This is a genomic window from Paenibacillus sp. FSL H8-0457, assembly GCF_038051935.1.
GTDB lineage: Bacteria > Bacillota > Bacilli > Paenibacillales > Paenibacillaceae > Paenibacillus_AQ > Paenibacillus_AQ lautus_A.
Map to the genome: position 1 here is coordinate 5,551,022 of NZ_CP150293.1, position 25,643 is coordinate 5,576,664.

Below are 25,643 nucleotides of genomic sequence, written 5' to 3' on the forward strand. Positions count from 1 at the left end.
AAACGATTTTTTATCTCTTCAGCGCAATTATTCGTCGTATCCTAGAATCATTTGGTCCAGCGGCGTGCCGGCAAGCACCATTGGGTACACATTCTCGTTGGTCGGGATGACGAACTCGACGAGCACAGGTCCTGTCGTCTGCAGCGCTTCTAACCAGACCTTGGAGGCTTCATCCTTGTTCGTTGCCCTTAATCCCTTGATCCCGTATGCTTCCGCTAGCTTGACGAAGTCCGGACTGCCGGACAGATCAATCTGGCTGTAGCGTCGTTCGTACATCAATTCCTGCTGCTGCTTAACCATGCCGAGCACCTGGTTGTTCAAGACCACGATCTTGACCGGAATCTGATGAATCGCGCAGATCGCCATCTCCTGCGCGCACATCTGCATGCCCCCGTCGCCGTTGATCGAGACGACGAGACGATCTGGATTTCCGACTTTAGCGCCGATCGCGGCCGGGAAGCCAAAGCCCATCGTGCCAAGACCGCCCGACGTGATGAGCGAGCGAGGATGCTTGAAGCGGTAAAACTGCGCGGTCCACATTTGGTGCTGGCCTACATCGGTGGTGATGATTGCCTCTCCTTGCGTCGTCTCGCTAATCATCTCGAGCACATATTGCGGCTTAATGACTGTATCCGAATCGGTATACCGAAGCGGATGCTGCACCTTATACTCTTGAAGCTGCTCAAGCCAGGTGCCCGTCTGGGCTGCTTGCGCTTTCGTGTTCGCATAAGCCAGCACGTTTTTAATATCGCCGATGCATGCGAGATCTGTCTTGACGTTCTTGCCGATTTCCGCAGGATCGATATCGATATGGGCGATACGTTTGGCCTGAGGCGCAAATCCGTCCAGCTTCATCGTGACCCGGTCATCAAAACGCGAGCCGATCGAAATAATGAGATCCGCATTCTGCACCGCCATGTTCGCCGCATATACGCCATGATGTCCGAGCATGCCCAGCCACATCTCGTCATCGCTTGGAAACCCGCCGAGGCCGAGCAGAGTGGTCACGACCGGAATCTGCGTAGTGTGGACGAATTTGATCAGCTCCTGGGAGGAGTTCGCATAGACAACGCCGCCGCCTGCGATAATAACCGGCTTGCGCGCTTCTGCAATCGCCTGAAGCAGCGCATCCATTTCCGCCGGATTCGGTTCCGGGGCTCCATGGTATCCGCGCAACCGAACCGTGTCCGCTGGACGATATGCCATCCGCTGATTGGTCACGTCTTTGGGAATATCGATCAAGACAGGACCTTTGCGGCCCGTATTCGCGATGTAGAACGCTTCATGAATGATGCGAGGAAGGTCGTGTACATCGCGAACCATGTAGCTGTGCTTCGTAATCGGCATCGTGATGCTAATAATGTCCGCTTCCTGAAAAGCATCCGTGCCCATGACATTCGTAGATACGTTCCCCGTTATGACAACCAGCGGCACCGAATCCATATAGGCGGTTGCGATGCCGGTCACCAGATTTGTTGCTCCGGGACCGGATGTCGCGATGCATACCCCAACCTTCCCCGTCGACCTGGCATAGCCGTCCGCCGCGTGAATCGCGCCTTGTTCGTGCCGGGTCAAGATATGCTTGAATTCAGGCTGATGTACCATCGCGTCGTAAATATAGAGCACATTTCCTCCCGGATAGCCGAATACGCACTCTACGCCTTCCTGCAGCAAGCCGCGCAAAAGCACCTCCGAACCGGTGATATATTCCTCTGATGGCGTCGTTGTTTCATTCGTCATTCCTAATTGCTGTTCCACTTGGGCAGCCTCCTTTGCAAAATAAAACCCCCTCTCCTCCTGAGCAAACTGACAGCGGTCAGCTCATACAGGGACGAAAGGGGAATCGCGGTACCACCCAAGTTTACTGCAATCTCGCAATTGCAGTCTCATGAGGTAAAGCCGATGCTTTACCTGCAGCATGTTAACGGATGCCAGGCCGGTTGATCCTACTTGCGGGCGTGTTATCACGCCTTCCGCGTTCGGTCAACAGCTCCGAGACGACACCATACAAAGGGTTAAGGCAAAGGTTTCAGCGTTTCCTCTGCTCTCTGGGCATAACCGCCCTTGCCGGCTTTCTCTTCATCGCCTGTTGGTATTAAACAAATAACCCCTTCCTTCCCAAGGCTCATAGCAAATGCTAGAAGCCTTGGGACGAAAGGGGAATCGCGGTACCACCCAAGTTTACTGCAATCTCGCAATTGCAGTCTCATGAGGTAAAGCCGATGCTTTACCTGCAGCATGTTAACGGATGCCAGGCCGGTTGATCCTACTTGCGGGCGTGTTATCACGCCTTCCGCGTTCGGTCAACAGCTCCGAGACGACACTATACATGCGTTACGACGGAGGTTTCAGCAAACCCTCCGCTCTCTGGACATAAACGCTATTGCATAGCCTTCTCTTCTTCGCTATGTTTGGATTTTTCTGATAATAGCACAGACTCGACTTTTTTTCAAACCGAATGAATACTATGCTGCTTTATGATTATTGAGCTCTTGTACCCGTTAAGTTTAACCCATTCATGCTCCAGATGAGAATTCACGGTTTCGAAAAATATAAAAATGCCGGCAACACCACATGATCAACAATCGTTAGGCATTGAAATAAAATCCGTTTACTTGGACCAAGAGACGCCCCTGTTTTCTCCGGAGACGACCGTTATGTTCAAGTTGGTTTACGATCCAACAACTTTAGAGATTATAGGAGGACAAATCATGTCTAAAGTTGATTTGACTGCTAATATCAATACGGTCTCCCTCGCGATTCAAACCGGATGCACATTAGAACAATTCAGCGGGATTAACAGCCTCGGTACTCGTTATGGTTCTCTTTTGTAGAAACGGCATTCAACAGAGACTATAATAATCATGTATAGAGTGCTTTTGGTCTATTTGGTTAATAGCGATATGTATCTTCCATATGAGTAAATAGAGGTGACCCACTTAAAAATGAATCGTTCCTCATCCGCATTGGGTGACTTCCTTAAATCGCGCAGAGAACGGTTGCAGCCTTCAGAGGCCGGGATTCAGCCGCTGCCCGGACGAAGACGCACTCCGGGACTTCGAAGAGAAGAAGTCTCTTATCTTGCCAATATAAGCGTGACTTACTATGCCTGGCTGGAGCAAGGCAAGGAGGTTAATCCTTCGCCGGAAGTGCTGCTAAGTATCAGCAAAGCGCTTCAGCTTGACGAAGACGAGCAGAAGCATCTATTCGATCTGGCCAATGTAGATGTGGCGAGCGTCGTCACAGTGCCAAATAACGGTGGGCCGGATACGGGAGTTCTGCAGAAAATCGTAAATCAACTGCATTATCCTTCTTTTATCACAGACGAAGGTACGGATGTTATCGCTTGGAATCGGGCGGCTGAACTGATCGTAGCCGATTTCGGCAGTCTGCCGGACAACGAACGGAATATGATGGACATTATGTTTTTAAAGCCGGATTACCGCAACAGACTGGTGAATTGGGAAGGCGCTGCCCGTTATTCTGTAGCCGTTCTGCGGGCAGGCTTCGATCTTTACAAGAACAACCCGTTATATATGGAACGGTTTGAACGCTTGACGCGGGAAAGCGTGGAGTTCGTACATTTCTGGGAGCTATATGAAATCAAACAAAAACGCGTAGCCACCGCTTTATTCCGTGTTCCTGACGCACAGGAGATGGAGTTCGAGCTCCATTCCGCGGCTGTAATCGATAATGACCCGGGACTGCACTGGTGTTTCTTTGTTCCGGTGCCCGGTTCAGGCACGGAGGAGAGATTATTGCGTTTACTTGAGCAGGACAGGCAGCTACCGTAGACTGTTACTCCCGTTAATAGAATAGACGTGCTGTGGCTAGCACCCTCCAGTTGCTTGTATGATTCAGTGGAAGACAACGATTGGAGGGTATTTAGTATGCAAACATGGTTCATTACAGGAGCGTCAGGAGGCTTGGCTTCACGTATAACTCGCCGGTTGCTTGATAGGGGGGACCGTGTAGCTGCAACGGTACGCAAGCCGGGGGTGCTAGATGATCTGCAGGCACAGTATGGCTCTGGGCTTTGGCAGGCTAATTTAGATCTGACAAACTCTCAGCAAATTGCTGAAGTGGTGGAACGTGCATTTTTAGAACTGGGCACGATCGATGTGTTTGTCAATAATGCAGCCTATGGCTTGTATGGCGCAGTGGAAGAAGCAAGCGACAGGCAAATTGAGCATCAGTTTATGACCAATGTGCTAGGCTCCCTGCGTGCAGCGCGTGCAGTCCTGCCCTTTTTCCGTAAGCAGGGCGGCGGTCACATGGTACAGATTTCGAGTATGGCGGGTCATTATTCTATTCCGGGTATGGGACTGTATTGCTCTTCGAAATGGGCGGTCGAAGGAGCCTTTGAAGCGCTAGCTAAGGAAGTGGCTCTGTTCAATATTAAGACCACTATGGTGGAGCCCGGCGGAATCCGAACGAATTTCATTACAAGCAACGCCGTATTCGGCGAGCGGATGGACGAATACCGGGATACGGAGGCGGGCCAATTCGTTAGCCTGATGAAGGGAGAACTGCCTGGTATAGATATGAGCATGTTCACTCAAATGGTTGTCGGCGATCCGGATAAAATGGCGCAGCAGATTATCCGCCGAGTCGACCAGGGAGAGGGTCCGATACGTATGGCGTTGGGCAGTGACGCCTATGAGCAAATCCGGGCAGCCCTGCTGGACAGACTCGCCGCTCTGGAAGCACAGAAAGAGCTGGCTTACTCCACTGATTCAGATGATGTGGTAAAACCATTTTAAAGGACACCAAAGAATTCGACAGCCACGGCAACTGATATGCTCCTCTGAAGTAGCCGGTTTATTTATTAAACCGGCTTACTTAAAGGGGAGCATTTTTAAAACTTGCCGTTACTTATGATACAGTTCTCCGTTTCACCTATAGAACAAAATTAAAAGACATCCGCTCGGATGTCTTGATTCATGCCTAATAACAGTTCTGATTGCCTTCCTATACTAAACTCTTGGAGAAGATTCAAGCTGCTCTGAATGCTGGCTCTGATAATCGATTAACAGTTGCTGCATCTTATCCACCGTGCCATCTGGATGAGGAACATGAATGGAAACGGTCAAATTGGAATCGTTCAAGTAATGAAATGAAACAAGATCAAAATTCAAGATCCCGAGATTCGGACAATGTAGCGTCTTAGGAGCATCAATAGCATCGAGAACCTCGTGGGAATCCCAAAATTCTCGAAACTCCCTGCTAGCCTGTGAAAGCGCCTCGAACTGCACGCACCACCAAGGATCGTCGACGTGACGAGCATACCCGGCATGAAAATTAGCAACGATTCGCCTGGCATGCTGTTCCCATTGGTCTCCCTTTAGATAGCGGAAACGGGGAGAAGTAAAGGTCATCCATACCAAATTCCGCTCCCTTTCCGACATAACCGCGAGATTCCCATTTATTGCGCAGTAGGCATCATTCCAGGCAATGATGTTCATGCGCGCATCCATGACATTCGTAGGGGAAAGGTTCTGGCTATCCAAAAAACGTTGAAGTTCCGGCGTTACCTTAGAGGGTTGCTTCGTACCGGTCAAGGGAAATTGCTTACGGGCAAGATGGTACAGATGCCTGCGTTCCGATTCATCTAACCGAAGCACTTTCGCTATTCGATCAAGAACCTCAGCGGATACGTTGATATGACGCCCTTGTTCCAAATAGGTGTACCAATCCAATCCCACGTCTGCCAGCAGAGCTACCTCGCTGCGGCGAAGTCCGGGTGTTCGTCTGCGTCCGGAATCCGGCACCCCTGCTTGTTCGGGGGTTATTCGTTCACGGCGTGAACGCAAAAAACGGGACAATTCCTCATAACGGTCCAATCTGTTTGCCATGATCTCCATGCCTCCTACCCATTCATGAACGTAGGATTCCCAATCCTACGATAACTAGATCTCTTCCTAGCCTCTTCGGGTCCATTTAGACTAGTTTATGTCCTCCCTAGGAGGAAAAGCAAGAATGGATAGACAGTGATGATCGGACCCACCTGTTCAACTCCATTCAGACCCTATCATTGAGGTGATGAAAATGAAAGTAGCCGCCATTGTCGGAAGCATTCGCAAAGATTCATACAACCAGAAGCTAGCCCGTTATATTCAAAACCGTTATCAGCATCTTTTTCAATTGGATGTGCTGAGCATTCGGGATCTCCCCTTTTACGATCAGGATATCGAGTCTATTCCGCCGCAGCCGGTTATCGATTTTAAGGCGCAAGTCGCTGCTGCCGACGCGGTGTTGTGGATCACTCCGGAATATAATTCGACTATTCCCGGCGTCATGGCGAACGCGATTGACTGGTTATCCCGCGTGGATCGAGTCATGATCGGGAAGCCCTCATGGATCGCCGGATCTTCCATGGGATTGTTGGGATCGGTCAAAGCGCAGGGCCATCTGCGTGATATTCTGTTCGCATCCGGTATTTCCTCGCCGCTGTTGCCTGGAAATGAAGTGTACATTGGTCTTGTTCATGAGAAGTTTAACGAGAAGGGTGTGCTGACCGATGAACCTACCGTTCAGTACCTTGATCTTGTTACCGACAATTTCGTGAAATGGATGAAGGAGCTCTCCCAATTGAAGCAGCTCCAAAGTCAAAAATAAACAGAAACCTAGGAGGGAGTAAGATGTTTGAGCATATCGTGCTATTGAAATTCAAGCCCGATGTTTCTATTGAAGTAAAAGAAAGTGCAATAAAGCGCGCATATGACTTTAAAGGGAACATACCGGGGATTGTGGAGCTTAGCGCCGGGATTAACGTTACGGAGGAAATAGAGCATATGCAGGGGTTTACGTTGGGAATCAGAGTCACTTTCGAGGATCAACAGGCTTGCCGGGATTATATTCAGCACCCCCTGCATCAAAGTTTATTGCAATCCATTGGTCCGTTTGTTGAAGGAATCGTCGTTATGGATTACCCGTTTGCTTAATGTTCCCGATACTTGTCATGCTGAAGCATGGCATCTCCGGGAGCACCACAGGTATCCAGGATATCATCCGCCACCTCGAAAAGTCGCATACCGCTCGAATGTCGGGAACGCTCTTCCGATTACCTCCAATATTTGTTTTGTTGTAACCGCCACAGTTGTAACTGCGTTGATTACAACTCGTGTATAAAAAAGCCCGCATCGAGCTTTAATTATTGGGGCCTACCTTCTTTCAGCTTTATGTCAATAAAATCAACGATCTGCTGAAGCGAGGAAATTTGAATCATAATATGTTCACGTTGACTTCTTAATTGATCCACCAGTTCAGGATAATTAACGGAATCGGAGTCGACTGAGGCAGCCAAAAATGGCCGCATAGCCTCGAGCGACATTCCCGTTTTTTTGAGGCAGGTTATTTGCTTGATCCTATAAATGTCCTCTCTTCGATAAAAGCGATGCCTGTTTTCCTTCCGTTCTGCCTGAGGCAGCAGCATGATCTTTTCGTAATAGCGGATTGTATCCTCGGAAATACCGGTTTGCTTGGCGACTTGCTTGATCGTAAAAGTTTGTTCTTCCATTATGTCTCCTCCCTAAATTGCCGTTTTGAGCATTATACATCTTGGAGCATACTCCAAGTCAAACTTATTTCCATCATTTATCCTTAATCAACTTTTTTGTTTTCGCCCCTTGACTTGGATTCGACTCCAACTTTTATTATGGGATCTGACAGGGAGAAAACTCCCGGCAAAAATCTATCTTAAGAAGGGCAGGAACATTAATTATGGAACTAAAGATTACCGCACCCTCTCCAGTCGTCTCGGTGAAGCCGATAGTGCTTCCAGCCCCAGGCCGTGGCGAGAATCTGCAAGTGAGAGTCTCCGCGCCGACGACCGGTCGTAACTTACCTATTATTGTTTTCTCACACGGTTCTGGCTCATCGTTGGAGGGTTACGGCCCCTTGGTTGACTTCTGGGCTGCACACGGCTTCGTAGTCATTCAACCTACCCATCTCGACTCAAGGACATTGGGTCTCCCTCAGGACGATCCCCGCACACCACAGATATGGCGTTTCCGAGTGGAAGACATGAAGCGCATCCTTGATCAGCTTGATTTCCTGGAATCTGCCGTTCCCGGCCTCAGCGGGCGCCTTGACCGAAGCCGCATCGCCACAGCCGGACACTCCTTCGGCGGCCAGACGGCGGGCAACCTGTTAGGATTGCGAGTCCTCAACCCCGAGACTAAGAAGGAAGAGGACCTGTCCGACTCGCGCATCAAAGCAGGCGTGCTATTCGCCACCGCTGGGCAAGGTGGGGACAGCCTGACACCGTTCGCTGCCGAGAAGATGCCGCATCTGAACGTGAGCTTCGAGCACATGACCAAGCCCACCCTCGTGGTCGTCGGGGATCAGGACGACACTCCTAACAAATATCAGCTGACCGTTCGCGGGCCGGATTGGATGACCGACCCTTACTTCCTCAGCCCGGGAGCCGAGAGCCTGCTCACCCTTTTTGGTGCAGAACACTCACTTGGAGGGATCGCTGGTTACGAGGTTAAAGAAACAACAGACGAAAACCCAGAACGAGTTGCCCTGATCCAGAAGGTTACATGGGCGTACCTTCGACATGTACTCGATATTGAGCAAACCAACTGGTCGGCAGTGAAACAGACTTTGTCCGAGACGATCCATTCAATTGGTCGAATTGAATCCAAATAAAGCTCTAGAGAAAGACAGCGAGCTCCCCCGCCGGCCCAATGCCTGTGAGGGAGCTCACTCTCTTTTTCTGATCAGCACGCAAAAAATTAAAAGATTGTCGGTACCATTCCCCCATCTATTCGGATCGGGGATCCTTTGAAGGCGGAGGCCCCCTCTCTCGCCTCGTTTGGCCGGATCGCTTCTTGCCTTCTAAAAGGCGGCGTATTCATGTACGGTTTGTTGAGGTACGTTAGCGATAGAAGTCAACCATATCTCCAAACAGCCGTTTAATAAATTCGAGCTCGCTTTCATTATATCTTTCCAAAAATTCGTACATTCTTTGCTTTTCCTTCGCATGAAGCTCATCATGAGCGGCAAATAGCTTTTTGCCGACAGGCGTTAGCCGAAAATACACTTCCTTTTTGTTGTCGTTGAACTGGGCTTTTCGCACCCAACCTGCCTTTAGTAATTTATTTGCGATCTTGGAGGTATTTCCTTTGCTTAAATTTATTCTCTCCGCGATGGAAGTGAGATTGATCGGCTCCTGCTCTCCGATGCACGCAATGGTGTGCAGTTCCGTCATATTCAAGCTGAATTCCGATTCAATATGCTTCCGGATATCCTCCAGGTATGTGGCAGTTATTTGCGTTTCATATTGCTCTTTTTGCTCAAGAAACTGAACGAAAAATTCATGAATTGCGGTTTTGTTCTTACTGGCAGTATCCATGATTATGCTGGCTCCTCGACTTATTTGTTTTATTATATCATAGATTGTTCTCTGAGAAACAAACGTGCATACTCATATTGCGCTTGGGATTGACAGGGCAATGAGTGACAAAGTACAATATTATTGTTTCATATGAAACAATAATATTGTATGTGATTTCATCACACTTGTTTTAACAAGCAATAAAAAAGGTTCTAACGAAACAATAATTGATGAAGGAGGTCGCCGGAAACACTTATCCACTTTTCAAGAGAAGATTTATAAATATGGAAATGGAGCATACCTGCCTATGGAAATCGTGAATCCGAAGACATTGACGGATAAGGTTACATCTGTAATTTCTCATGTCGTGGTGACTACTGCCTCCAAACTGGCCTTCATCTCAGGTCAGGTTTCTGTAGATGAAACAGGAGCATTGGTCGGTTCAGGGGACTATTACGCGCAAGCGATTCAAGTGTTCACCAATCTTAAGTATGCATTGGAAGCCGTGCGAGCGGATCCATTGTACATTGTAAAAATGAATATTTTTGTGGTAAACCACAACCCGGAATTGATTTCGATTATTTTTGACGCAGGATTCTATGTGTTTGGCCCTAACTGGCCGAAGACAGCAAGTACCTATATAGGCCTTCAAGCACTAGCCGATCCTGAATGGCTTATCGAAATAGACGCTATCGTGATCTTCCCATAATGTTTAAGAAAAGAGGTTATTTATATGAAATATGAAGTCATCCTTATCGGTGGCGGACCTGTCGGCATGATGTTGGCTGGGGAATTGGCATTAGCCGGCGTAAAGGTCTGCGTCATTGAGCGATTAAAAGAGACAACTCCATATTCACGTGCGCTTACCGTACATCCGCGAACCCTTGAAATATTAGATATGCGTGGAGTGAAATCACAATTAATCAAGCAAGGCCGCTTACTTTCGAGAGGTCATTTCGCCGGATTAGAAACCCCTTTGGATTTCTCCGCGTTGGATTCTTCCTCCAACCACACGCTCTTTCTACCGCAGAGTGAGACGGAGAAGGTGCTGGAGGAATGGGCGCTTAGCCTTGGCGCAAAGGTCTGGAGAGAGGTTGAGGCTCTATCTGTGCACCAGGATGAGGATGGAGTTGACGTTAAGATCGCGGGACCTCGTGGCGAAACAACGTTAAGAGCAGCTTATGTGGTAGGCACGGATGGAGCTAGAAGTTTGGTCCGCAAACATGCAAATATATCCTTTGAAGGTACAGATGCGACCTTCACGGCTATTCTGGGGGATGCCGTTCTATCTGATTTGGCTCCTATGAGTGTCATATCCCGGATTACAGAAAAAGGATTGGTCAGCATCATGCCAATCAATGATCATATCTATCGAGTCTTGATGATCGATATGGAGAGACGTAACATCTCTAAGGATGAGACCGTTACATTGGAAGAGTTTCGTTCATCGCTCATCCGTACGACCGGAAGCGACTTGGGATTGAACGATGTGAAATGGATGTCCCGTTTCGGAAATGCTACGCGGCAAGCGGGACGCTATCGGAATGGTCGATTGTTCTTGGCGGGAGATTCGGCGCACATTCATTTTCCCGCTGGTGGACAGGGAATGAACGTCGGCTTACAAGAAGCGATGAACTTAGGCTGGAAGCTTGCAGGAGCAATCAAAGGCTGGGCTCCGGACTGGCTATTGGACAGTTATCATGCCGAACGTTTTCCATGGAATACGGCCTTGCTCCGGAATACCGAGGTCCAAACCCTGCTTCTGGACGTGACTCCTCCCATCACGGAACTGCGAAGCATGCTGTCTGATCTGATTCAAATACCGGAGGCTAATTATCAAATCGCTGCACAAATTTCCGCAATGGATGTACATTATGCTCCTGACGCCGAAGCGCCTTCCCATCCTTTAAACGGGAAACGTTTCAAGGATCTAAGCTTAAAGCTGAAAGACGGGCAATTGATTAACTCCTATCCGTTACTACACAAAGGTACTTTTCTTCTGTTGCATTTCCATTCTAATGAACAGCATAGCGGTCAATGGGAGACGTATAGCAACCTTCAAGTTGTACATGCATCTTTGGTTGAGGCAGACGCGGATTGGAACGACGTCCACACAGCACTTATTCGGCCGGATGGACATATTGCCTGGGCGATTTCTCTATCCGATCCAAATCCAATTCAAACCATAAAAGAAGGAATTATTCGCTGGTGCGGAGACATTACCGTGTAGTAATTCGTTTGAGGGGTGTAACTGCCTTCCCACTGGGTGAACTTGTATTTGGGGCTGCTGAATGAACTAAAATCACGGTACGCTGCACTCAAAAAAACGCAATGTTCTCCATGAGTATGAAAATACCGCTCAAGCGTTATTCAACAACGCTTAGGCGGTATTTTCATTTCTGAGAAAGAAGGTACTTTACGCTCTGTTTCGTTCCGCCGTTGCAGATCGGCGACGAATGGATAAAGAAATAATAGCCGGGATGAGTGCCATTGCGACGCCAACTCCGCCAAACCAACCAACTGCTGCAAGAGAGATGCTTTCTACAACGATACCCCCAATTACAGCCCCTACGGCCATTCCCAACTGCACGATAGAATTGTTCAAACTCAGGACGATCCCCGAAGCCTGAGGAGCCATGCCGATTAAATAAACCTGTTGAACCGGCCCCATCGACCAAGCAAAAAAGGACCATAACATAAGCAAAGGCAACACGAACATGGACGAGTGGGAGAACGCAGTCAGTAACAATAATATTCCGGAGTGAAAGAGCAGGCCCCCAATCATCGTACGGGGGATACCCCATTTATCTGCACCGTAGCCGCCAACTTGGGAGCCTATGAGACTGGCCAGCCCAAACGCAAACAACCCGACGTTTATCATCCCTTCGCTCATCCCCGTAATGTCCAGAAGAAACGGCGTTATATAGGTGTACAGCATCGTATAGCCCAATATCCAGAAAAAACTGATGGAAAGCGCGACAGCGATTCGGGGGCTTTTTAATAAGGCGAGCTGTTCCCGAATAGGAACGGGAGCCTCTCCTTCCGATTTCGGAATCGTAAGCAAAAGGACCACCATCGCGACCAAGCTTAGGGCCCCGACTCCCGTAAAGATGATTTTCCAATCATGTGAGCCCGCAATGATCCTCCCAAGCGGGACCCCTAGAATAAGTGCGAGGTTAAAGCCCACTAGAACCGTGGCGATAGCGCTGCCCTGTTTTCCAGGATGAGACATTTTGGCGGCAACCGTCATGGCGACGACCATAAATACCCCCGTGCTGATCGCCAAAATAATTCTTGCTCCGAGCAGCATGCCGTAGCCTGTAGTTGTGACAGTGATCAAGTTCCCTACAAAAAATAATCCCAAAGCCGATAGCATAAGCTTTCTTCGATCCATTTTTGCCGTGAGTGCAATAAGAATCGGGGTACCAATGGCATAAGCAAGCGAGTAGACCGTAATCAACTGCCCGGCCGCTACTACCGACACTCCAATATCGCTTGCAAGCATATCCAAAATGCCAGTAATCACAAACTCCGAAGTTCCGACTAAAAAGCTGACAATAGCCAGAATATAAATTTTCCATGAATTTCTCATCTGTTTTCCCCTTTTCATTTCATCAGTTCTAAATCTATAGAAGTCACAGTTAAAAAATAATGCTCAATTCGCCGACTTACATTTCTCGGCTCAATCAAGCCTCCTCGTTCCAAGCGTTCGTACTCTGTTTTAAGCTTTATGGCCTTGCGTCTGACGAGCGAGCTCCTTACGGACAATCGGCGCTACTTTGGTGCCGAGAAGCTCAATCGTTCGCAGCAAGTCGCGATGCGGCAACGAACTGAAATCGTTGTACATCATGAAGCGAGTCAAGCCAAGGTTCTTATGCAGCAGCACGATTTTTTCTGCGACGTATTCGGGATCTCCGACGTAAAGAGCGCCGTGAAGGCTGCGGGCTGAATCGTACGAGTCACGTGTATAGGTAGACCAGCCTCGTTCCCGTCCAATGTGGTTCATTTGGCCGGCCATGACAGGGTAATACCGCTTAGCTGCCTCTTGTGCCGTATTCGAAATAAAGCCATGCGAATGTGTAGCAATTTGCAGCTTATTCGGATCGTGACCTGCTTTCACGGCGGCTTCTTTATAAAGCTCGACTAAGGGTGCGAATCTCTGCGGCGCTCCACCCAGGATAGAGAAGGCAATCGGAAGTCCCAGCAAGCCGGCCCGAACAGCCGATTCCGGGCTGCCCCCTGTTCCGATCCAGACAGGCAAAGGCTGCTGCTGTGCACGAGGATAGACGCCCATGTTGTCAATCGCCGGGCGATGACCGCCACGCCAGGTCACCTTTTCGGAAGCGCGAATCTTCAACAGCAGTTCCAGTTTCTCTTCATACAATTCCTCGTAATCTTTCAGATCATAGCCGAATAGCGGGAAAGATTCGATGAACGAACCCCGTCCGGCCATGATCTCAGCTCGCCCGTTCGACAGACCGTCCAACGTTGCAAAGTCCTGATATATCCGCACCGGATCGTCCGAAGATAGCACCGTCACTGCGCTCGAGAGCCGGATCCGCTTCGTTGTAGCTGCAGCTGCTGCCAGAATGACGGCTGGCGACGAGCTTGTGTATTCGATGCGATGATGCTCGCCGATGGCATAAACATCAAGGCCGACCTGATCTGCCAATTGGATTTCTTCGATCGCTTGGCGCAGCCTCTCGGCATGCGAGACACCGCCATTTCCGGGATTAGCATGGAGGAAGGTGCTCATTCCAATCTCCATCGTATTCGTTTGACCGCTCATAGTTATTCTCTCCTTCTTAATATGGAATAGGGATGATTAGCAAAGATCATTGAAGGATCATTCCAAGTCGACTCGTACGCCAAAACCTCATTCAAGTATGAGCCCCACCATTTCTACTGTTCTAAATATATAGAAATGATTTCGAAAAAAATTACGCCAACAAAAAGGGCGCAAATTTTTCCGCTACTTCTCGATTGACGTTATAGTGAATAAACGATCCATTCTTGCGAGAATCAATCAAGCCAGAGTCCGTCAATTGCTTTAAATGATGCGATAGCGTCGAGCCTGCAACCGATTCAAGCCTTTCACCGACCGCGGTGAAGCATAAATTGCTCTCTTTCGCGAGCAGTAAAGCGATCTTCAGCCGGGTGGGTTCCCCCAAAGCTTTATACACTTTAACCGCTTGCCCGATAGCTTCTTGATTTTCTCCCACTGTACCCACCTCCCGCATATCTTCTGCAGTTCTATAACTATCGAAATCAATATTAGCACCATGTCATTCAAATGTAAAGGGCAGATCTGAACCCTGCTCCTTCTACTTCGCTAATTTTATTCCTCGACGGCGATGCCGGCAGCCCTTAAATGCCCGTAGGCAACGATTCTGCTAAACTGAGATGAAACTTCATCTGCAGGAAGGGGTTTATCGTTTTTAATCCACCAAATGACAATCCCCATGAAAGACGCTCCGAGGTATTCGATCAGCAATTCCTTGGATATCGCTAATGGGGAGTTTCCCTGAGCAGGTTTCCACCCCTCAATTAATTTATCTTTAATGATATTTTCCATTTTCGCTTGAAACTGATAGATTCTATTCTCATCTATTAACATGGAATGATAAAAGGTCAAATTTAGAGAAATATGCTCCAGTACAGTTTGCATGACTGTCTCGAGTAGAGAAATACTGAAAGGATTCATGCTGATGGGACAAAGAACGACCGCATCCTTTAATGCGCTTAACAATTCATTCATACATGTATCTAATAACTCAGGCTTGTTTTGGTAGTGGAGATAAAAAGTGTTTCGATTGATCATAGCCCGATCGGCAATATCCTGGATCGTTATCGATTCATATCCCTTTTCCTGAATAAGCTCATAAAACGCCTTTCGAATCGATTGTTTCGTGCGCAGTATTCTTAGGTCGGTTTTCTTGTTCATTGTTTTCGTTCCCCCTAAAATTTATTTAGGTCGTTAAGCGACAAAGTTTTATGAGTTGTCTGTTATCCATCATAACTAAAAATATTGAATATTGAGCGTTATATTAGCCTCTATTATAATGAGCAACAGATAAATAAACAACGTAATGTTCATTATTTATCTAATGACCAAAAAAAATTCCAAGGAGGATATTCCAATGACATCCAACCATCAACATGAGCTTGTTCGTAAGGCAGTCGCCGTACTGGAAAGTTTTGAGAGCGGCAACCCTGAAGCGATTACGGCTTACGTTCATCCAGATCAATATATTCAGCATAACCAGGCCTTACTCGATGGTCGTGAATCCATGCTTGGCGCACTTGATCATTTAAAGGAAATGGGTACCAAGGTAAGCATTAAGCGTACTTTAGTTGACGGAAATTATGTGGCTCTTCATTCTGTATATCATTTTCACGGCCCTAAAATCGTATTTGATCTCTTCCGTTTTGAGAATGGACTCATCGTCGAGCATTGGGACAATTTGCAAGAGATGGTGGAGAAGACACCAAGCAATCATACGATGATTGACGGACCGGTTACGATTAAGGATATCGACAAGACGGATGCCAACAAAGCATTTGTCAAAAGCTATGTTGAGAACATCTTGCTCGGGAAGAACCCTGACCTGCTGGCCTCTTACTTTGATGGAGATCACTACATTCAACATAGTCCGCATATTGCAGACGGCCTTTCAGGTCTTCATACTGCTTTGCAGGCTCTGAAGGAGAGAAATATTGAGTTTCAATATACTCATGTCCACCAAGTAATCGGACAAGGCGATTTTGTCCTTACAATGAGTGAAGGTCTATTTGATGGTCAACATACTGCTTTCTACGATCTGTTCCGCGTAGAGGATGGAAAGATCGCTGAGCATTGGGACGTAATCGAGGCCATACTGCCGGCAGAAAAACGAAAAAATTCGAACAGTAGATTTTGAAATTTGTGTGGCTAAATCGCAAGGCATTGCCGAAATGTAAGTGCGGTGATGTCTTGCGCTTCACGAATGTACTTGAGCAATCAATTTTGTAATCAAAAAGATACAGAAGCGTTGCTGCAGCAACGCTATTTTTGTTCATTGCCATGAAGTGACCGTGTGATGCAGCCATATTATATGGTAGCCCTTCACAAATGAACATTGCCGTTGATAGTCAACCATATGTTCATTATAAAGAACAAGGAGTAGTGGATCATGAAAATGCTGACACAAAAAATGATGTGGCTGGGAATGGTGCTCGTCCTGATCGTGTTGACCGTATTCGGGGTAGTGATGATGGGATCGGTGCTTGGATCGAAGCCAAAGGAGGTCCCGGTGGCCCTCGTTATCCTTGACCAGCCGGCAGAGCTGCCGACTGGAGAAACGTTTGCGGTAGGGGAAATGATCCGGGAAAAGTTGCTTTCGAGCCCGGCAATGCCGTTTGTCTGGTCTGTCGTGGATTCCGAGGAAAAGGCTCGGGAAGGACTGGATAAACGCGAATATTACGGAGCGATGGTGATTCCGGCGGATCTGAGCAGCGGTTTACTCTCGTTAGCGACTCACTCGCCGATTCACCCTAATGTGAGAATCATCTCCAACGAGGGTATGAACACCCAAGCCTCGATGGTCGTAAGACAGGCAATGGGGCAAGCGATGAACATGATCAATGGGGAACTGTTGCAGCAGCTGCTTGGGCAGATCGGACAGCAAACGGAGCAAATTCCCATTGAAACGGCTAAAGCTTTAATGATACCGGTGAACGTTCAGGAGGAAGTCGTGCATCCACCGGGAGTGAATCATGCGGCGGGGAATGCGCCGGGTTTGTTTACCCAGATTATATGGATCGGCAGCATGGTGACCGGAGTCGTCTTGCTCCTGGCTAGCCAGAAGGCGGTCGCTGCGGGTTCAAGGAGATGGACAGTCAGCGCGCTGCAAGCTATCGGGGGGCTTGCGATCGTCGGCATAGCCTCGTGCTTCACCATATGGATGGCTTCGTCGTGGTACGGCATGGAACTGGCGAACGCGGGGGAGACGTGGTTGTTCTTATGGTTGGCTGGATCGGCGTTCTTCTTGTTGCAATCTTCCTTGCTGAATTGGATCGGATTCCGTGCAATACCGCTGCTCGTACTGCTGATGTTCTTCTCCGTGCCGCTCCTGAACATGGCTCCGGAGTTCTTGTCGCAGACGACGCGAGATTGGATCTATTCGTGGACGCCACTGCGGTTCGCGGCAGGAGGGCTACGGGAAGTAATGTACTTCGGCGGACTGGACGCAGCTCACTCAAACGCCTTGATTTTGTGGGGCGTCGCCGGTGGATTTTTGGTCTTGCTGCTCTCTTCCGGATTTAAGGCAAATCGAGCGACAGATGCCGCCCCTACTTCTGTTACAGGCGATACAATAAAGTAAGAACAATCAACGATGCGTTGTACTTCCTTTATTTACGCTCATGTTATAATTAAATTTTCTGGGAAGTATTAAAAAGTTATTAAAAAAACAAAAAAACCCTTGATTTCTCAAGGGTTTTTCTTCGTATGGAGCCTAGGGGGATCGAACCCCTGACCTCATCGCTGCCAGCGATGCGCTCTCCCAGCTGAGCTAAGGCCCCGTAAGCGACTTCTATATCATATAAAAAATCAGCAGGCATGTCAACACTTTTTCAGAACTTTTTTGATAATGCGCAGTGCCTTTTTTCCTTCTCTATATAATGTCACTTATCGATGATGAGAATTTGGCGCCATGAGAGCGCCGGAAGAGCACCAGGGTCATTTAAGAACCGTGGCGCTCTTACAGCTCCTGGACGTCCGTATCCTTGGACAGCAGGCTTTTCAGTTCCTTCATGAACATATTGATATCCTTGAACTGCCGGTACACGGACGCAAACCGAACGTAAGCCACCTCGTCGACCGGATATAACCGCTCCATCAGAAGCTCCCCGATCTGGCGGCTCTCCACTTCCGCCGCCGCGGTATTGCGCAGCGCCTTCTCGACATCCGATACGATCATATCCAGCTGGTCCACGGATACCGGACGCTTCTCGCATGCCCTTATCAAACCGCGGAGCACCTTCTCCCGGCTGAACTCTTCGCGGCTTCCGTCCTTTTTCACGACGATCAGCGGCGTTTCCTCCACCATTTCAAAGGTTGTGAATCTCTTGCTGCACTGCTCGCATTCCCTGCGGCGGCGGATGGATTTATTCTCGTTGGCAGGCCTGGAATCCAGCACTTTCGTTCCGGCATAACTGCAATATGGACACTTCATAAGTTGTCTTCACTTCCTTTGTATTCAGCGTGATTCGCCCTTAATGGGCGTCAGAAAAATTTACCAGCAAAACTTTTGTCTTTTATGTTATGAAAATGCGAGACCCGAGACATAATACTTTTACCAACCCAAGGAGGTGAACTTAACATGGCACAAAGCAACAACAACTCCAACAACCTGGTTGTTCCTCGCGCAAACGCTGCTCTTGAGCAACTGAAGTACGAGGTAGCTCAAGAACTTGGTATCTCCATTCCACAAGACGGATACCAAGGTAACATGACTTCCTATGAGAACGGTTCGATCGGGGGATACATCACAAAGCGTCTTGTAACCCTGGCCGAGCAACAATTGGCTGGTCAATACTCCGGTCAATAATTGATTCTTCCTTAAAAAAGGAGTGTTGGCGGCTCGATGTAAGAGCCTGTCCAGCGCTCTTTTTTTCTTTAGAAGCCGCCCTTATACACATCCGTATATTGATTATAATAATAAATCACGCGCTGTACATAATGCCGGGTTTCCCCGATGGGTATACTCTTCACGTTCTCATAGGTTCCGTCCCACATGCCCTTGTTGATCCAATTCTTGACGTTCCCCGGGCCCGCGTTATAAGCGGCGATGGCGGCAATCGGATTGCCGTCCATTTCCTTGTGCAGATTCTGAATGTACCAGGTGCCCAGCTGGATGTTCGCATCCACTTCATTCTTTACGCTCAGCAGGTTCACCGACGGGAGCTTGGCCATTTCCATCGCCCAGTTCGCCGTATCCGGCATCAGCTGCATAATGCCCAGCGCGCCCTTCTTGGATTCCTTGCCCGGCTTGAAATTCGTTTCCACCCGGATGATCGAGGCCACCAGAAACGGATCGACCTCATAATAAGCGGCATGTTTGCGGATCTCATCCTTATAATGGATCGGATACAGCAGGGTCATCCAATTGGAGCTTAAGAACAGCAGCGCTACAAAAGAAACGAACAGCAGGAGCAGCACCCTTTTTTTACGAAGCCACTTCATAACTGAACCAACCTATTCCACAGGTTGTCCACCTGCTGCTGCGTTTCGGCCAACGTGCCGCTGTTATCGATCAGGATATCCGCTCGAAGCTTCTTCTCCTCAATGTCCATCTGGCTGCTAAGACGCGCCTCTGCCGCTTCCCGGGTAAGAGCGTCCCGCTCCATCAAACGCGCAAGCTGCAGCTCGCGCGGGACATAGACAACAGCGATCTGCTTCAGATAAGGATAGGCTTCCCTTGCCTCCAGCAGCAATGGAATATCCGCTACCACGAGCCGGTCGGGATGCTGCCGTTCATACGCCTCCGTCCGTTCCCGGATTTCCTGCCGGATTGCCGGATGCGTAATCTCATTCAATGCCGCTCTCTGCTCCGGATGATGGAAAATCATCTCCCCGAGCTTCTTTCGATTCAACGTACCGTCTTCAAACAGGATCGCTTGTCCAAAATGTTCGGTCACTTTACCCAGCACCGGATGACCCGGGAGCATCACTTCCCGGGCGATGATATCCGCATCGACGAGAAGCGCTCCCTTCATGGCCAACATGGAGGACACGGTGCTTTTGCCTGTTGCAATTCCTCCGGTTAAACCGAAATTCATGACTTCACCTCATAACAGCTTCATTATACCCATGACAACTAATAAAAAAGCAGGCAAATACGAGATAAAACGCATGCCGCCCTTGGCCGCAAAACGGAGGCCGACCCGCATGCCCAGCACCAGAAATATCCCGCTGAACAAGGAAACCACGGCTGCGGTGCCTAGCGGCGAGAAACCCAGCATCGCTGCGCCGAGCCCGGCTCCGAACGCATCGAGCGACAGGGCGATCCCCAGCCACATCGCCTCCCATGGTGAGATGCTGCCGGAGTCGTCCAGATCCGCTTTCGTCGGGCTGCGGAGAATTTGAATGACGACGCCGATCTTCGGTATTTCAAGGGAGAATACCGCTCGCTGAAGCTGCTCTTGGCCTGCCGTGGTAACTTCACGACGCGGTGTCCCTTGATGAATGGCTCCCAGCGTTTCCGTAAGCGATGCGGAAGAATCCACGGCGGATGCCGGCTGCACTTCAGGCTCGCTGCTTCTCCGAACCTGCTGATATAAAGACCATAAGCCCAGCAGTATCAAAATGGCAGCTCCGATCACGGATGCCGCAGACGGGGATAAGAACCGCTGCAGCAGCGCGCCTGCCTGCATGGAGACGCCAAGCACCAAACCGGAACACAGCGAGATGATCAATACAGACAGCAGCGGTATCCTTGTTTTGCGCAGACCGTATGTAACCCCTGCCCCAAATCCGTCCAGGCTTAACGCCATCGCCAGCAGGGCAGACGAGAAAATATGACTGAGCACCCTTTTCCCTCCTCCAAAGCTCCACATCAAGCTGCTCATTCATGAAGAAGAGCTGCCGATGCGCTCCACATATGTTCCACATTATATGTGGGGGAGCAGGAATGGGTGCACGCCTATTCAATTACTTCTTGACCGGCTGACACTTCGGGCAGTAATGGGTCCCCCGTCCGCCGACCACGATCTTATGAATCGGGCCGCCGCACGCATGGCATGGCTTGTCCTTCCGACCGTAAATCTGATGGCTGTTCTGGAACATCCCCATCTCGCCCTGCCCGTTGACATAGGACTTGATGGAAGATCCGCCCGCGTCGACGGCTTCGGACAACGTATCCACGATCGCATGATACAATCGCTTAAGCTCGGCGTCCTTCAGGCTGTTCGCGTTCCGCTCCGGATGAATCTTGGCCCGGAACAAGGCCTCATCAACATATATATTGCCGATGCCGACCACATATGCCTGATTCAGCAGCACCGCCTTGATCTTCGTTTTCTTGGTGCCGATGACTTCCTTGAAGGTTCCGAACGTAAACGTGTCATCCAGCGGCTCATAACCAAGCTTGGCAAGGGGAGCATGCTGGAACTCTTCCCCCGGCGCAAATAGATGCATCGTTCCGAATTGGCGCACGTCCTTGTACCGCAGCTCCGTCCCGTCCGAGAAATGGAAGATGACATGGGTATGCTTCTCCACCGGCTCCTCGGCTCGGTACACCCCGTAACGCCCCTCCATCCGAAGATGCGAAACGAGCACCAGCCCGTCCAGCAAGATCCGCAAAAACTTCCCGCGGCGCTCCACGCCTTCCACGGTATGGCCCTTTAACATAAAAGCAAATGCCTCGATATCGTCAGGACGCTGGATAATCCGCGGCAGGTTCACGGATACGTGATCTATATGCTTACCTTTAATCAATTGGTTCAGTGTTCGTTTCACGGTTTCTACTTCCGGCAATTCCGGCATAATGACTTCACCTCATCCCCCATTATACCGGAAGTTGGGACAGAGCGGGACCATGGTTTTGTGGAAAGGTATGGTGCATAACCGCCCCCCTCTTCACTCCATGATCCCCCTAAACAAACCCTATCCGCCAGCACGCCGTGCAGCTTTTACTTCGCCTCGTACCAGTTCTCGCCATAGCTGACTTCCGATTTCAGCGGCACGGACAGCTTCAGCGCCTGACTCATCACGTCCGGCACCAATTCCTTCATGACCTCCAGCTCATCCTCCGGTACCTCGAACACCAATTCATCGTGCACCTGGAGCAGCATGCGGCTCTTCAATTGGCGCTCATGGAGCGCCTTGTCCATATGGACCATGGCCAGCTTGATGATGTCCGCGGCCGTTCCCTGAATCGGCGTATTCATCGCCGTCCGCTCCGCAAAAGAGCGCAGGTTGAAATTACTGGCGTTAATCTCCGGCAGATACCGTCTGCGTTCGAGCAAGGTCTTCACATACCCGTCTTGCTTCGCCTGCTTGACGATCACGTCCATATAGCGCCGCACGCCCTGGAACACCTCGAAATACTGGTCGATAAATGCTGCCGCTTCCTTCCGCGTAATGTTCAGGTTCTGGGACAGGCCATAGTCGCTGATTCCATACACGATGCCGAAGTTAACCGCCTTGGCGGACCGGCGCATATTGGAGTCCACCTCATCCATGCCGACTCCAAACACGTCCATCGCCGTCTTGGTGTGGATGTCCATGTCGTGGACGAAGGCTTCCTTCAGCCGTTCGTCGTCCGAGATATGCGCAAGCACGCGAAGCTCGATTTGGGAGTAGTCCGCCGCCAGAATGCTCCAGCCCGGTTCCGACGGAACGAAAACCTTGCGCAGCTTGCGCCCTTCCTCCAGACGGATCGGAATGTTCTGCAAATTCGGGTATTGGCTGCTCAGACGGCCGGTAGCGGCAATGGTCTGACGATAGTAGGTATGCACTTTGCCGGTTACGGATGAAATCTCCTTCAGCAGTCCTTCCACGTAAGTGGATTGCAGCTTGGCCAAAGTACGGTACTGTAAAATCAGGCGGACGATATCGTGATAAGGCGCCAGCTTTTCGAGCACCTCGGCATCGGTGGAATAACCGGTTTTGGTCTTCTTGATGACCGGCAGCTCCAGCTTCACAAACAGGATTTCACCGAGCTGTTTAGGCGAATTGAGATTGAATTCCGTTCCGGCGATCTCGTAGATCTCCTGAACAAGCTTCGCGATCTGCCCTTCGAACTCGCGTCCCAGCTCCTTCAAATCCTCCGCATTCACGGCAATTCCCTGCTTCTCCATATCGGCCAGAATGCGCGAAAGCGGCATCTCCAGATCATGGAACAGCGGGAGCATTTCATTGGCAGCCAGTTCCTTCTCCTGAATGGGAACCAGTTCGGATACGGCCAGGCATTTTCTGGCCATGTGCTCGCTGAGCTTCTCCACATCGGGAACCTTGTACTTGGCCCCTTTACCGAACACGTCCTCATCGGCTTGAAGATAGGCCAGACCGTACTTGGAGGCCAGACCGCTAAGGGTTTGATTCGATTCCGTAGGATCAAGCAGGTAGGCTGCCAGGTGAACGTCGAATGCCGCGCCGGCAAAAGCGATGCCCTGCCAATGCAGCGCCAGGTCAATACGGTGCAGGTCATACCCGCGTTTTGGGATCTCGCTATCGGCAAGCCAAGCACGGACAGGCTCCGCCTCTTCCGACTTCAGCACGTCAAACGGGAGGAAGTACTGCCGCTCCTCCGTCGCGAGTGCCAGCCCGATCACGTCCGCATGATGGGGGTTGTCCCCATGCGTTTCCACATGGAGCACGGTCACTTGTGCCAGATGATCCGCAACCTCGGCAATTCCCGTCGCGTCCACAAGGGTCACGTCGATCTTCGCTTCGGGCTTCGACTCCGCCGCATCACCAGGGGCACCGCTTGTGCTCAGGTTCAACCTTTCAATAAGCGATTTAAACTCGAGCTTCGCCAGTGCGGGACCAGCCGTCTCTTCATTCAGGCCCGTAAATGCCATTTCATCAAGCGACTGTTCCAGCGGCACTTCGCGGAAGATCGTAGCCAGCTTTTTGCTGAGTATGGCGGAATCCGCATGCTCCTCAATCTTCTCTTTCATCTTGCCCTTCAGCTCATCGGTCCGGGACACCACCGCTTCAACGGATCCGAATTCATGAAGCAGCTTCAGCGCGGTCTTCTCCCCTACTCCCGGAACGCCGGGAATGTTATCGGAAGCATCGCCCATCAATCCCTTAAGGTCGATAATCTGATCAGGCGTCAGGTTATACCGCTCCTTAATCTGTTCCGGTCCGTAATACTCGATTTCGGTGACGCCTTTGCGGACCATCGCGATCGTGGTATGCTCCGAAGCCAGCTGCAGCATATCCTTATCCCCGGAGACGACCATCACCTTGCGGCCGGCTTCGTCAGCCTGGCGGGTAATCGTACCGATAATGTCGTCGGCCTCATAACCGCCGATTTCGAATTGGGAGACACCCAGGCCTTTCAGCAGCTCTTTCAGCAGCGGGAATTGTCCTGAAAGCTCCGGCGGGGTCTTTTGTCGGCCGCCCTTGTACTCCTGAAAATCCGCATGGCGGAATGTTTCCTTGCCGGCATCGAATGCCACCATCATATGCGTCGGTTTATGCTCCTCGATCAAGCGAAGCAGCATCGTCGTAAAGCCGTAAACCGCATTCGTCTGTTGTCCGCTGGCATTGGTCAGCGGCGGCATCGCAAAGAATGCCCGGTAAATGATATTATTTCCATCAATCAGAATCAGCTTGTCCATAGAACACCTCGCACCAATATTACTTCCTTTCCACATGATAACATAGGTTAACGCCAAATCCGAACAATCCGTTCGATTAACGGTGAATTCGTGTTTTCACGCAAAATAACCCCACAAAGTGAAGCATGTTCTTCGATGCTTATTCCAAATACTTTGCGGGGGCCCCAAAACATATAAATGCGATGAAAGAATTGCTTCCGCTTCGCTGGAATGTTCTAAATTCTCGCAAAAAAAACGCCGGCTTTCGCCAGCGTTTGACTAACATTTTGCTATTGATTGAGGTCGGGACGATGACCCGTTACGAGGTACACCGTGCTCTCGCCGATGTTGGTTGCATGGTCGGCGATCCGTTCGATGTAGCGTCCCACCATGATCAGCAGCATCGCTTGATTGGCCGAATCCGGATCGGATGTCAGATGCGAATACAGGTCCTGCAGAATGACGCTGTACAAGTGATCGACCTGATCATCATCCTGTGCCATTTTATAAGCCAGATCCGTATTTTCCGTCAGATAGGATTCGATGGATTCCGAAACCATCGCACGCACCATATCCGACATCCGCGGAAGATCCACCAAAGGCTTGATCAGTTTCTGGCCTTGCAGACGGATTGTAACTTTAGCGACATCCCGCGCCAAGTCTCCCATACGCTCCAAATCGCTTGCAATCCGGAAAGCAACCAGTATTCGGCGCAAATCCTTTGCCACAGGCTGCTGGGTCACGATCAGGCGGGAACCGATGTCCATGATTTGCTCTTCCATGTTGTTTAACTGCACATCGTTCTTGATAACCGCCTGCGCTTTCTCCGCATCCAAGGTCTGGAGGGACTCCACGCTGTTTGCCAGCGCCTCCTCCATATGCTTGCCCATATCCTGCAGCAAACTTCTCAGCTCATCAAGCTGCTGATCAAACTCAATTCTCCGGATCATGTATGATGCTCCTCCTATCTACTTTTAAGAAAGATCAT

At 49.8% G+C, this 25,643-nt stretch carries 25 protein-coding genes, 1 tRNA gene, 1 pseudogene and 1 other annotated feature; of the genes and pseudogenes, 11 read left to right on the top strand and 16 right to left on the bottom strand.

The genetic code is table 11. From position 1 onward, the window contains the following. Positions 1-27: 27 nt before the first annotated feature. The gene (ilvB, locus tag MHI43_RS24705; protein WP_051425280.1) at positions 28-1,740 is read right to left on the bottom strand and encodes a biosynthetic-type acetolactate synthase large subunit; all 1,713 of its coding nucleotides are present in this window, start codon (positions 1,738-1,740) and stop codon (positions 28-30) included. A 404-nt stretch (positions 1,741-2,144) separates the two neighbouring features. Continuing rightward, positions 2,145-2,412: a binding site (T-box leader), on the bottom strand. A gap of 245 nt (positions 2,413-2,657) precedes the next feature. Here ilvB and MHI43_RS24710 point away from each other — a divergent pair. From MHI43_RS24710 to MHI43_RS24720, 3 genes are all read left to right on the top strand, one after another. After that, positions 2,658-2,834 carry a hypothetical protein gene (locus MHI43_RS24710; protein WP_235201613.1) on the top strand — a complete coding sequence of 59 codons (177 nt, stop codon included), beginning with the start codon at positions 2,658-2,660 and terminating at the stop codon, positions 2,832-2,834. A gap of 111 nt (positions 2,835-2,945) precedes the next feature. After that, positions 2,946-3,794, top strand: coding sequence for a helix-turn-helix transcriptional regulator (locus tag MHI43_RS24715; RefSeq protein ID WP_036659748.1), 849 nt, complete (start codon positions 2,946-2,948; stop codon positions 3,792-3,794). A gap of 96 nt (positions 3,795-3,890) precedes the next feature. Beyond that, positions 3,891-4,763 (top strand): SDR family oxidoreductase, encoded by an 873-nt coding sequence (locus tag MHI43_RS24720; protein ID WP_036659751.1) that lies wholly within the window; start codon positions 3,891-3,893, stop codon positions 4,761-4,763. Between the two features lie 213 nt (positions 4,764-4,976). On the opposite strand, the gene MHI43_RS24725 is transcribed toward MHI43_RS24720, so the two are convergent. Continuing rightward, positions 4,977-5,855, bottom strand: coding sequence for a helix-turn-helix transcriptional regulator (locus MHI43_RS24725; RefSeq protein ID WP_036659753.1), 879 nt, complete (start codon positions 5,853-5,855; stop codon positions 4,977-4,979). A 193-nt stretch (positions 5,856-6,048) separates the two neighbouring features. On the opposite strand from MHI43_RS24725, the gene MHI43_RS24730 reads away from it, so the two are divergent. Together MHI43_RS24730 and MHI43_RS24735 are read left to right on the top strand one after the other, a co-directional pair. Further along, positions 6,049-6,618 carry an NAD(P)H-dependent oxidoreductase gene (locus MHI43_RS24730; protein WP_036659755.1) on the top strand — a complete coding sequence of 190 codons (570 nt, stop codon included), beginning with the start codon at positions 6,049-6,051 and terminating at the stop codon, positions 6,616-6,618. A gap of 23 nt (positions 6,619-6,641) precedes the next feature. After that, the gene (locus tag MHI43_RS24735) at positions 6,642-6,944 is read left to right on the top strand and encodes a Dabb family protein (protein ID WP_036659757.1); all 303 of its coding nucleotides are present in this window, start codon (positions 6,642-6,644) and stop codon (positions 6,942-6,944) included. Between the two features lie 218 nt (positions 6,945-7,162). Here the strand turns inward: MHI43_RS24735 and MHI43_RS24740 are convergent. Continuing rightward, a pseudogene (locus MHI43_RS24740) lies at positions 7,163-7,522 on the bottom strand (MerR family transcriptional regulator); the annotation flags it as partial. A gap of 200 nt (positions 7,523-7,722) precedes the next feature. Between MHI43_RS24740 and MHI43_RS24745 the strand changes: the two are divergent. Then, complete coding sequence (locus tag MHI43_RS24745) at positions 7,723-8,655, top strand: alpha/beta fold hydrolase (RefSeq protein ID WP_036659762.1); 933 nt, start codon at positions 7,723-7,725, stop codon at positions 8,653-8,655. A 229-nt stretch (positions 8,656-8,884) separates the two neighbouring features. On the opposite strand, the gene MHI43_RS24750 is transcribed toward MHI43_RS24745, so the two are convergent. Then, the gene (locus MHI43_RS24750) at positions 8,885-9,361 is read right to left on the bottom strand and encodes a MarR family transcriptional regulator (RefSeq protein ID WP_015736961.1); all 477 of its coding nucleotides are present in this window, start codon (positions 9,359-9,361) and stop codon (positions 8,885-8,887) included. Between the two features lie 289 nt (positions 9,362-9,650). Between MHI43_RS24750 and MHI43_RS24755 the strand changes: the two genes are divergently transcribed. Beyond that, complete coding sequence (locus MHI43_RS24755; RefSeq protein ID WP_036659764.1) at positions 9,651-10,052, top strand: RidA family protein; 402 nt, start codon at positions 9,651-9,653, stop codon at positions 10,050-10,052. A gap of 24 nt (positions 10,053-10,076) precedes the next feature. Further along, positions 10,077-11,573: a monooxygenase gene (locus tag MHI43_RS24760; protein WP_036659766.1), complete on the top strand. Its 1,497-nt coding sequence runs from the start codon at positions 10,077-10,079 to the stop codon at positions 11,571-11,573. A gap of 186 nt (positions 11,574-11,759) precedes the next feature. Here the strand turns inward: MHI43_RS24760 and MHI43_RS24765 are convergent, their stop codons facing one another. From MHI43_RS24765 to MHI43_RS24780, 4 genes are all read right to left on the bottom strand, one after another. Next, positions 11,760-12,935 carry an MFS transporter gene (locus tag MHI43_RS24765; protein ID WP_015736964.1) on the bottom strand — a complete coding sequence of 392 codons (1,176 nt, stop codon included), beginning with the start codon at positions 12,933-12,935 and terminating at the stop codon, positions 11,760-11,762. A gap of 129 nt (positions 12,936-13,064) precedes the next feature. Next, a complete protein-coding gene (locus tag MHI43_RS24770; RefSeq protein ID WP_036659769.1) occupies positions 13,065-14,132 on the bottom strand; it encodes an LLM class flavin-dependent oxidoreductase in 1,068 nt (355 codons plus the stop codon). Positions 14,133-14,283: 151 nt separating this feature from the next. Then, positions 14,284-14,565: a metalloregulator ArsR/SmtB family transcription factor gene (locus MHI43_RS24775; protein ID WP_015736966.1), complete on the bottom strand. Its 282-nt coding sequence runs from the start codon at positions 14,563-14,565 to the stop codon at positions 14,284-14,286. Between the two features lie 116 nt (positions 14,566-14,681). Then, complete coding sequence (locus MHI43_RS24780) at positions 14,682-15,287, bottom strand: TetR/AcrR family transcriptional regulator (RefSeq protein WP_036659771.1); 606 nt, start codon at positions 15,285-15,287, stop codon at positions 14,682-14,684. 196 nt (positions 15,288-15,483) lie between these two features. Here MHI43_RS24780 and MHI43_RS24785 point away from each other — a divergent pair, with 196 nt between their 5' ends. Together MHI43_RS24785 and MHI43_RS24790 are read left to right on the top strand one after the other, a co-directional pair. Beyond that, positions 15,484-16,263 (top strand): nuclear transport factor 2 family protein, encoded by a 780-nt coding sequence (locus tag MHI43_RS24785; protein ID WP_015736968.1) that lies wholly within the window; start codon positions 15,484-15,486, stop codon positions 16,261-16,263. A 252-nt stretch (positions 16,264-16,515) separates the two neighbouring features. Further along, positions 16,516-17,706 (top strand): ABC transporter permease, encoded by a 1,191-nt coding sequence (locus MHI43_RS24790; protein WP_036659773.1) that lies wholly within the window; start codon positions 16,516-16,518, stop codon positions 17,704-17,706. Positions 17,707-17,832: 126 nt separating this feature from the next. Here MHI43_RS24790 and MHI43_RS24795 read toward each other — a convergent pair. Further along, positions 17,833-17,905: transfer RNA gene (locus MHI43_RS24795), tRNA-Ala, on the bottom strand. A gap of 179 nt (positions 17,906-18,084) precedes the next feature. Then, complete coding sequence (gene nrdR / locus MHI43_RS24800; RefSeq protein WP_006212015.1) at positions 18,085-18,558, bottom strand: transcriptional regulator NrdR; 474 nt, start codon at positions 18,556-18,558, stop codon at positions 18,085-18,087. A 147-nt stretch (positions 18,559-18,705) separates the two neighbouring features. Between nrdR and MHI43_RS24805 the strand changes: the two genes are divergently transcribed. Beyond that, a complete protein-coding gene (locus MHI43_RS24805) occupies positions 18,706-18,933 on the top strand; it encodes an alpha/beta-type small acid-soluble spore protein (protein ID WP_006212016.1) in 228 nt (75 codons plus the stop codon). A 68-nt stretch (positions 18,934-19,001) separates the two neighbouring features. Here the strand turns inward: MHI43_RS24805 and MHI43_RS24810 are convergent, their stop codons facing one another. The 6 genes from MHI43_RS24810 to phoU all read right to left on the bottom strand — a co-directional run bounded on the left by MHI43_RS24810 (position 19,002) and on the right by phoU (position 25,605). Further along, entirely contained in the window at positions 19,002-19,568 is a 567-nt protein-coding gene (locus tag MHI43_RS24810; RefSeq protein ID WP_015736970.1) for a lytic transglycosylase domain-containing protein, read from the bottom strand. Further along, entirely contained in the window at positions 19,565-20,164 is a 600-nt protein-coding gene (coaE, locus tag MHI43_RS24815) for a dephospho-CoA kinase (protein ID WP_341283173.1), read from the bottom strand. Before coaE ends, MHI43_RS24810 begins: the two co-directional genes overlap by 4 nt. A gap of 9 nt (positions 20,165-20,173) precedes the next feature. After that, complete coding sequence (locus MHI43_RS24820; RefSeq protein WP_036659778.1) at positions 20,174-20,914, bottom strand: MntP/YtaF family protein; 741 nt, start codon at positions 20,912-20,914, stop codon at positions 20,174-20,176. Between the two features lie 121 nt (positions 20,915-21,035). Then, entirely contained in the window at positions 21,036-21,869 is an 834-nt protein-coding gene (gene mutM, locus MHI43_RS24825; protein ID WP_015736973.1) for a DNA-formamidopyrimidine glycosylase, read from the bottom strand. 146 nt (positions 21,870-22,015) lie between these two features. Beyond that, a complete protein-coding gene (gene polA / locus MHI43_RS24830) occupies positions 22,016-24,676 on the bottom strand; it encodes a DNA polymerase I (protein WP_015736974.1) in 2,661 nt (886 codons plus the stop codon). A 269-nt stretch (positions 24,677-24,945) separates the two neighbouring features. Further along, positions 24,946-25,605 (bottom strand): phosphate signaling complex protein PhoU, encoded by a 660-nt coding sequence (phoU, locus tag MHI43_RS24835; RefSeq protein ID WP_015736975.1) that lies wholly within the window; start codon positions 25,603-25,605, stop codon positions 24,946-24,948. Positions 25,606-25,643: the final 38 nt, after the last annotated feature.